6 protein-coding genes and 1 tRNA gene are annotated in these 7,620 nt (G+C 42.1%); 4 read left to right on the top strand and 3 right to left on the bottom strand.

What is annotated here, in order from left to right:
* Together OGM63_RS03585 and OGM63_RS03580 are read right to left on the bottom strand one after the other, a co-directional pair.
* The coding region (locus OGM63_RS03585) for a DUF3352 domain-containing protein (RefSeq protein WP_263744135.1) at window positions 1-1,726 on the bottom strand (1,726 nt) is incomplete at its 3' end.
* Between the two features lie 1,206 nt (window positions 1,727-2,932).
* Window positions 2,933-3,015 (bottom strand) — tRNA-Leu (locus tag OGM63_RS03580).
* A gap of 446 nt (window positions 3,016-3,461) precedes the next feature.
* On the opposite strand from OGM63_RS03580, the gene accC reads away from it, so the two are divergent.
* Window positions 3,462-4,808, top strand: a complete 1,347-nt coding sequence (gene accC / locus OGM63_RS03575) for an acetyl-CoA carboxylase biotin carboxylase subunit (protein WP_263744134.1) — start codon at window positions 3,462-3,464, stop codon at window positions 4,806-4,808.
* Between the two features lie 88 nt (window positions 4,809-4,896).
* Here accC and OGM63_RS03570 read toward each other — a convergent pair whose 3' ends face one another.
* Complete coding sequence (locus OGM63_RS03570; protein WP_263744133.1) at window positions 4,897-5,187, bottom strand: YggT family protein; 291 nt, start codon at window positions 5,185-5,187, stop codon at window positions 4,897-4,899.
* 374 nt (window positions 5,188-5,561) lie between these two features.
* Here OGM63_RS03570 and psbX point away from each other — a divergent pair, with 374 nt between their 5' ends.
* From psbX to OGM63_RS03555, 3 genes are all read left to right on the top strand, one after another.
* Window positions 5,562-5,678: a photosystem II reaction center X protein gene (gene psbX / locus OGM63_RS03565; protein ID WP_263744136.1), complete on the top strand. Its 117-nt coding sequence runs from the start codon at window positions 5,562-5,564 to the stop codon at window positions 5,676-5,678.
* 231 nt (window positions 5,679-5,909) lie between these two features.
* Complete coding sequence (locus OGM63_RS03560; RefSeq protein ID WP_263744132.1) at window positions 5,910-6,806, top strand: Ycf66 family protein; 897 nt, start codon at window positions 5,910-5,912, stop codon at window positions 6,804-6,806.
* A 47-nt stretch (window positions 6,807-6,853) separates the two neighbouring features.
* Window positions 6,854-7,411, top strand: coding sequence for a TolB-like translocation protein (locus OGM63_RS03555; protein ID WP_263744131.1), 558 nt, complete (start codon window positions 6,854-6,856; stop codon window positions 7,409-7,411).
* The last annotated feature ends 209 nt before the right edge of the window (window positions 7,412-7,620 follow it).

Below are 7,620 nucleotides of genomic sequence, written 5' to 3'. Positions count from 1 at the left end.
GAGTCGGACTGGGTAAAGGTGCTGGTTTATCACCTTTTTTTAATTCGATAAAAATGTCGTAGCGGTTACTACGACTGTCACTGACGGCAGATGTTATGCCAATTGAACGGGTTGCTTCGAGTACAGTTTCTTGATTGGAGAACAATGTCGGTAGGGGAAAATTTTTCACCGTGCGTTCCACATCTAAGAAAAACTGACCGTTTGTCGGATTAGGATCTGAAGGAAGTGTTTTTTGGAATGGGAAACTGCTAGCTAATGTATTGTTTGGTCTAGGAACAATTTTATTGGTAACAGGAGCACCCATAATTAAAAAAGCGACATCATTATCTAACCAGCCGTGGGTAGCAGTTAAGGTTCCATAAGGTGCAATCCAGTTGACAGCGGGTTTATCTGCTATTGTCTCCGGTTTAATCTGGAATTGATATTGATTTTTCATAATGTCATCCAGACGTTTTATTGATGCTTCAGCTAATGGGCGATCGCTTGCTTGTACCATGAATACAAATGCCGCACGAAAATCTTCTTTATAACGTTCTTTCTCAATTGATGGCATCACTGAAATTGAAAACTCACCACCCATCCAACTTAATAAATCCCGATCTAAATCAAGTTCATTATTGCTGAGTGATTTCACTCCACTTCTAAGTGTTTCTGGTGGTATGGGTGAAAGTGGATTAGAGTGAGATGTTAAAACATAATCTCCCCACAACCGTTTGAGATTACCCCCAGAAAGCATCATTAAGGTTTCTGCTGGTAAGCGGTTTTGCATATTCCCAGCGTTGTTTTCCACCGCTAAGGTACGTTGACTATTCGGATTTAGCCAAGAAACCCCTTTTAAGCGTATTCCTTCTGACTCTAAAGTAATTGTCCCCGCTAAACCTTGGTTGTTCTGAAGTTGAGCCAAAACTTGAGCGGGCAAAGGACGATTTGGAGAGGTAGCCGCTATCTTAGCAGCTATCGGCACATTTACATAAAACTGGGCGAAGGGTTGGTAATTAGCGATTTTCGGGAAATTATCTGCAAAACCACCTGTTGTAGCGAGTGTTGTTTTATTTTTATAAGCATCAATCGCTCTTTCTGTGGCTTTAGGATTATCAGTAATCACTAAGAAACGCTGATCTAGTACCGCAGCGGAAAAGTGTTCTCCTATTTGCTCTTCAGTTTGTTTGATGGCAATTCCTTGATAGGTGCGATCAACTAATTTGCCACCAAAGAGCATTTTGGGTTGTGCCAAGATGCTTATAGCACTTTGTGGGTTTTTTATTGGCAAAACCATCACCATCGACTGCTCTTTAGTCGCAACTTCATCAGAAGCTACAGACTTAGGTGCACCTTTTTTCATGTCTGGGGCAAGAATGGCAATTGTTACTTCATTGCCTACCCAAGGACTGATATCTTTTTGGAAATCGTAGCCGTTATTAGTGAGAAAGCGATCGCGTAACTCGACTAAATACTTATCTAGTTCTCCTTGGCTTTCTTTTGTGCCAAAAGAGCGCAATTTCTGCCATTGACTGGCATCGGTGGTTAAAGAAACCGCAAATAAGGCATCTTGAGGGATAATATTTGCACCCACTGGCAAATCTCTGGAAAATAATTTTCCCTGAGTTAAAAGCCAGAATGCTGCACTCCCCACACCAATCAATAACCCGGCAGATGAAAGCGTCAGCACTAAAGACGGTTTCTTTTTTTTCTGCGTTGATAAGACAGATATAACAGGTAGTGCCATTGAAACCTAACACCTCATAATTGCGAACTCATTATTTGCTTGATTACAGTAAACTAGAAGGTTTACTCTTCTTCAGGACACTTAATTACATTAATTTCTCTTTCTTGAGAGTTATTAATACTTTGGTAATGGACATAAAGCATTATTTTCTCAAATTACTACTGTTTCATTAGTGGTGCTTTTGTAGCGAGTTACCCTTTTTTACAGTATGCGCTCAATTTCAAACGACGGTTGCGCTTTTTACGCTATAGATGCCCGCATAAACCGCAAAACCAGCTTTAACCCTTTCACTCATTAGGGGAAAGGGGAAAGGGGAAAGAATATGTTTGGGGATTGTGACCTCCCCCCAAATAAAACCACTTACGCATAGGGGGCTTTAAACTCTTATTGGGGAAAAGAATCATATAAAAATTTCTGCGTATCTAATTCAACATTTCCCCTTTTTTCATGAACCCATGAACCCCTCCCTTCGGTAACGGGTAGATATCTCGTAGATTGGACGGTGAGAGCCATTAGAAAGTGTCCTAGCGATAAATTCGTCAGGTCAAGCACTATGAAGATATACCTAACTTGACAAAGCTGCAAGTGTTTAGCTGCCTTACGCCCTATTTTGACATAACTTTTGCCTGTTGCATTTATCTGTTAAAACCCAAGATAAATCAACTTTCCCGACTTGATCTCAATAGACCTGTCCATAAATAAAGCTTAAAATAGCTGAAACCCTTACATAGCTAGCTTTTTAGTTTATCTAAGAGAGAAAACTCTAAAACCCTCTCCAGAGCTAGGTTTCAGGCATATCAAGTTCTCATTTCCGGATATATCTAATAAATATTCCAATTTTAAGCGCATAGCGATCGCATGTTCCAAACCAGCGTCATTCATTTTAATGAAAATTAGCAATTGTTTCTAAATTGCTTTGATGAGATCGTAGTCAGGACTTTAGTCCTCATCTTCTAAGATAAGGACTAAAGTCCTGACTACAAAAATCTTTTTTCTAACTAATTAAAGATGCCAACCGTAGGCTAGTGTTAAGTTATTTGTCGATTTCAAAGTAACAGTCAAAGTTGTTACGAAACTTCACTTATCGATATAAAAGCAGAAAAAATCAGCGAGTATTTAATTCAAAGTCTATAGTTCAAAGGTCAACAGTTCAATGTTTTTTGACAATTAACTGTTGACCTTTGACTTTTGACTACTAACTAAAAATGCGGATGGTGAGACTCGAACTCGCAAGGGCATTGCCCACACGCACCTCAAGCGTGCGCGTATACCAATTCCGCCACATCCGCACAATCCTGTCTGATGATAAAATATAGCATAAAAAAACAAATATAGTAAAGTAAGAGCTAATTTCCTAAAAATTTAATTTATTTAAGTATACGGATTCAGAAATTTTCTGAATGCGGATATCAGACTGACAGAAATTTAGCAGTTGCACAAGAGATATTAAATGGGGTGTGGGGAGAACTGCTCTCAATAAAAGCTTCTACTCCTGAAGTGGAACCGCACAAAAAGCGCTCTTACTGCCTTGACTCGGCAAACTGACATAGATTAATAACATTCGTGTTGCTAGTCTAGTTAGAACCCGTAGACGTAGGCAGCCAGATCCTTGAAAGCAATCACGATGAATGAGGTTTGGGAATCTCCTGTCAGAATTTGGAATAACACGAAAGCGTTGTTTCAAGTTGGATAGGAGAGAATGTCAATCTACTGGTACTGATATCGAAGCTTGAAGATGAAGTTTGATAAAATATTAATTGCCAATCGAGGAGAAATTGCGCTTCGCATTCTCCGTGCCTGTGAAGAAATGGGGATTGCTACTGTTGCAGTTCACTCTACAGTTGATCGTAATGCTCTTCACGTACAGCTTGCTGACGAAGCGGTTTGCATTGGTGAACCTGCCAGCGTTAAAAGTTATTTGAATATTCCCAACATTATTGCTGCGGCACTGACGCGCAATGCAAGCGCTATTCATCCGGGTTATGGCTTTTTGTCAGAAAATGCCAGGTTTGCAGAAATTTGTGCAGATCATCATATTGCATTTATTGGTCCATCTCCCGAAGCGATTCGCTTAATGGGGGATAAATCAACGGCAAAAGAAACCATGCAAAAAGCTGGGGTTCCGACTGTACCGGGAAGTGACGGGTTGGTAGAGTCTGAGGAGCAAGGTTTAGCGATCGCTTCATCTATCGGCTATCCAGTAATGGTCAAAGCCACGGCTGGTGGTGGTGGACGCGGTATGCGTTTGGTACAACATGAAAGCGAATTTGTCAAGCTTTTTCTAGCGGCTCAAGGCGAAGCCGGAGCTGCTTTTGGTAATTCTGGCGTTTATATAGAAAAATTTATCGAACGTCCGCGCCACATTGAATTTCAAATTTTGGCGGATAATTACGGTAATGTCATTCACCTAGGCGAACGGGATTGCTCAATTCAACGTCGCAATCAAAAGCTACTAGAAGAAGCTCCCAGCCCTGCTCTAGACCCAGATTTGCGAGAGAAAATGGGAGAAGCTGCCGTCAAAGCTGCCCAGTTTATTAATTTCACAGGCGCAGGTACAATCGAGTTTCTCTTGGATAAATCGGGTAAATTCTACTTTATGGAAATGAACACCCGGATTCAAGTTGAACATCCAGTTACGGAGATGATTACCGGTATAGACTTGGTTTGCGAACAAATTCGGATTGCTCAAGGGGAAAGACTCAAGATTAATCAAGAGCAAGTAGTCTTGCGGGGTCATGCGATCGAATGTCGGATCAACGCGGAAGATCCTGACCACGACTTTCGTCCAGCCCCCGGACGTATCAGCGGCTATCTCCCCCCTGGAGGTCCCGGTGTTCGCATTGATTCCCACGTTTACACCGATTACCAAATTCCTCCCTACTACGATTCGCTCATCGGCAAATTAATTGTTTGGGGACCAGACCGCCAAACAGCTATTAACCGTATGAAACGCGCATTACGCGAATGTGCAATTACTGGATTACCTACAACTATCGGCTTTCATCAAAGAATTATGGAAAATCCCCAGTTTTTGTCAGGTAATGTTTATACCAATTTTGTGCAGGAAATGAATAATAGCTAGGGATTGGGCAATGGGCAATTGTTTAATGGGGAAAGGAAAAGAATTATTACCGATGCCCTATGCCCTATGCCCCATGCCCAATTTTCGACTATAGACGAGACATCATGGTCAGCAACCCTTGCTGACCTAGAAGAATTTCTCGCAGCAGACTGAGGATTCCTACCCAAATGATGGGGGTAATGTCTACTCCGCCGATAGGTTGTACAATATGACGCAATGGCACTAAGAACGGTTCGGTGGGCCAAGCAACCAGATTAAAGGGCAAACGATTTAAATCTACTTGGGGATACCAGGTAAGAATTATCCGGAAAATAAACAACAATATCATCAGTCCCAATAGTAGACTGAGAATCAAATAAGTAAGGTTAACGCCAGTCATTGGTTTGAACTACTCTCCGTGCAGATAGAAAAAATTTTAAGCTTTGTAAAGCACTGTTTATAATTTTATTTCAATCATTGATAAGGATTTATACTCAATTGCCCTGAGTTTGTAATCCTAAACCCCTAATGGATACTCAGTTGATTGCGTGCTGCTAGCGAGCTGGAGTTTATAATATTTTATCTAAATGCGATCGCTCCATAACCACAAGCTTTGACTCGTCTGCGTGGTTAGATAACCGAACATCGAAGCGCAGTTGATTTAATTATTTGTTAGCTTCGTCACTAAGTTTAGGAGTTAATGCTTGGAGGCTTTTCAAGGAACTGATACAACATTAGAATTATGATGAAGAGTGTAAATTCATGTTGAAATCTATGACGCCTTCTTTAGCAAACTTCCTTTGGAGTCTTCTGTTGGGTGGAGTAATTGTCGTTGTTCCAGCGACTGTTGGTCTGATTTTTATTAGCCAAAAAGATAAAATCCAGCGTTAAGAACACTTGCAGGAGTCGGTTTGACTTTCACAAGCAATCATTTGTTAGCTAAATACTTGGTTGCAATTGGAACAGCGAGTCCGGAAATGCAAGTCAAAGGTATACTTAGCTAGCAGACACATATTTTGAATGTAGAGACGTGACCCAATCGCGTCTCTACATTAATATTTTCTCTCTGATTAGAGTAGTGATTTTAATCGCTAACATAGATGTGATATTAGGAAAATAGCAATGATAAATTTTGGGCTGAACTCAGCCAGTTTCCTGGCTCAGGTAAATGTGGGAGCAACTCCAGCCACTTTCCTAGGAATTTTCCTGGCTGTGGCTGGGGCAGCTCTGTATTTTCTCCGCTCTGTGCGTCCAGAACTGTCAAGAGACCAAGATATCTTTTTTGCAGCGGTGGGCTTGTTGTGCGGTTTTATTCTGATCTTCCAAGGATGGCGCCTAGACCCGATTTTGCAATTTGGTCAGCTACTTTTGGTTGGTACAACTGTGTTTTTCGCAGTTGAAAGTATTCGCTTACGGGGTATTGCCACTGAGCAAGCGAAGCGGAATACGAAAATAGTTGATGATGGTCGAGATGTTAGCGATAACTATTCTTATAATCGACGGTATAAGGCTGAGGTGGATGCAGAGCTAGAACCACTACCTTATGATGATTATGAAGCGGAACGCCCACGCGCTCGGATTCGGGGTAGTAGGGACGATCGCTCCAAAAGCGATGATTATTACAGCGATGAAGCACCACGTCGTTCGGAACGTCGTAATACTCGTGAAAGACCAGAAAACACAGACAAACCGCGTCGCTCTAGTTCGCGACGTCCTGTGAATCCTACCCCAGAAAGAACTGATGATGAATGGGGTTCTTCTTCTCGGCAACAAGTAAATGATTGGGACAATTCTGGTGAGGTGAGAAAACCTGCGCGTCGTGGTGGTAATGGCAATTCTCGCCCAGAAACTTCCACCGAAGACGAGACTAAGAGAGCAAGAAGAAGGCGATCGCCTAATGACTCTTCTGTCCGTAGAGAACGCGAAGATGATGCAACACCAACTGAATACGTAGATTACAAACCTCTGGAACAGCCAGATCAAGAATCGGATAATTCGACTAAATTTGATGATATTTAATAAAGCTTAGGTGAATGTCGCAAAAATTGCGATGAAAAACATTTGAGGTGACAAAATTTACACCTAAAAGTTGGCTCCAAAGACCGTTTTATTGGAGTTTTATCTTTAGCTTCACAAGCTTACTTGTATCTTGTGATTCCGGCGTTATCCCCTTTGCTTCCAATTCCCTCAACAGTCGCTACACTGAAGAGCAACCAAGTTTGAGTGGAAATGGTCGCTTTTTAGCGTTTGTCTCAAATCGCAATGGTGTTCACCAACTATTGGTGTATGACTTGCAACAGCAACAGTTTATTCCAACACCCCGCTTAAACCGAGCGGATACAATTGCCGAAAGTCCAAGTCTGAGCTACACAGGCCGTTATATTGCTTACATTACTAGCGACCAAGGTAGACCAGTTGTGGCACTTTACGATCGCGCTACCCAACAATCGCAAATCCTCACCCCAATCTATCGCGGCTGGCTCAGAAATCCTCATATCAGCCCAGACGGACGTTATGTTGTATTTGAAACTGCCAGCCGTGGTCAGTGGGATATTGAAGTACTAGACCGCGGACCAAATATTGAGTTAGATATTCCTAATGGTGCAATTGTACCTGCACCTTGAGGAGGAGGGGGACAGGGAGGACAAGGGGGACAACGGGGACAAAAAGGACAAGGGGGACAAGGAGGACAAGGGGGACAAGGGGGACAAGGGGGACAACGGGGACAACGGGGATGGAGAATAACTCCAAACTCCAAACTCCAAACTCCAAACTCCAAACTCCTAACTCCAAACTCCTAACTCCAAACTCCTAACTCCAAACTCCTAACTCC

It is taken from the genome of Plectonema radiosum NIES-515 (assembly GCF_025753815.1).
GTDB lineage: Bacteria > Cyanobacteriota > Cyanobacteriia > Cyanobacteriales > Nostocaceae > Hassallia > Hassallia radiosum_A.
The sequence above is the reverse complement of the archived record's forward strand: the minus strand, read 5'-3'. Positions and strand labels throughout refer to the sequence as shown.